Source organism: Escherichia sp. GZ89, assembly GCF_019366485.1.
In the GTDB taxonomy this organism is placed as follows: Bacteria; Pseudomonadota; Gammaproteobacteria; order Enterobacterales; family Enterobacteriaceae; genus Escherichia; species Escherichia fergusonii.
Window position 1 is genome coordinate 1 of the sequence record NZ_JAEOHX010000042.1, and the last position, 1,284, is coordinate 1,284.

Annotated in this window: 1 protein-coding gene and 1 pseudogene; both read right to left on the bottom strand. The window is 47.9% G+C overall.

Going from position 1 to position 1,284, the window contains the following annotated elements; translation table 11 throughout:
• Positions 1–560 (bottom strand): Ail/Lom family outer membrane beta-barrel protein (locus K0335_RS22045; protein ID WP_219394149.1); only part of this gene is annotated, 560 nt, incomplete at its 3' end.
• A 67-nt stretch (positions 561–627) separates the two neighbouring features.
• Positions 628–1,284: pseudogene (locus K0335_RS22050) on the bottom strand (DUF3672 domain-containing protein); the annotation flags it as partial.

Genomic DNA, 1,284 nt, shown 5'->3' on the forward strand with positions numbered 1-1,284 from the left:
CGCCAGTCACCACTGCCGGAGCCTTCATAAGCAATATCAATGGCCACGGATTCGGTCGGGTTAAACTGCACGCCAGCCCCCCACGCCAGAGACGTGTTACTGTGGCGACCATCATCACTTCCGGTCAGCACATCGTGCGTTTTCCCCTTGTTGTCAGTTACGCGGAGATAATCCCCGGAGAAAGTCGAAACACGGCTGTAAGCCACACCCGCCATCGCATATGCGCTGAACCATTCATTCACGCGTACAGACGGCCCCGCCATCACGCTGAACCAGCGGTTACGAACGGAATCTTCATGCCAGCGGGTATCGCTGTAATGCGTTTTTTGCTCATCTTCGGCGTTGGCATAACTGAATGACGTCACCATCCCAAGCGTGTCCGTAAATTCATAACGGTATTTCACGTTAATACCATTCAGATCATCACCGCCTGGCATTTTCGTATGAGCATGAATATATCCTGCGCTTAATGTGCTCTGGTGTTCTGCTGCACTCACTGTCGTACCCGATACGGTCAGGAATACTGCTGCGGACAAAAGAATTGCACATACTTTACGCATAATTACCTCTCACTTTTCTGCAATAAAAAAGGCGCCATTTCTGGCGCCCGGTTTGGGTTTTAAACATTCAGCTGATACTGATACCAGCTGTGGATTTTTTCATAATGACCACAAGCAAATCGCTGATAGTCGCTGAAGGATAATAATTCCCGTTTGACGCAGAAACTGAAAACTCAAGAGTTATTCCTCCAGAACCGGCTGGCATATCCATGATACCTGTGTAAATGGCTGTAACATCGTTGGTCGATTTGTCATAAATTACAGAACCATTCTTTTTTACAACAAGACGACAGGATGAATAATATTCACTGTTTGTGGATGCCTGCCGGTGCTTCGCCCCACGAAACGCAACAGCAGGAATGACAATTTGTCTGTCATATTTTTGATCATCATCTATCCTCACAGTAATCGTACCTGACGGCCACGGTTTAAATTCTGATTCGCGCGGATCATGTGGAAAAGCCTTTCCCACCGCTTTGACAATATCGCCCTCAATCTGACTGGCAGACAGTTTTCCTTTTATCAGACAGTTCTCATTAATCGTGACATTGTTGAGCGTCCCGGCGTTCGCATTCACACTGCCACTGATATCCGCATTTTTAGCAGTCAGCTTTCCGTCAGGTGTCAGGGAGAATGCCGGAGGATTGCCACCACTGGTAATCGTGGGAGCAATAAGGAACTTGATCAGCGCCTCATTAATAAACGTCTGTCCGCCCTGTGTGAC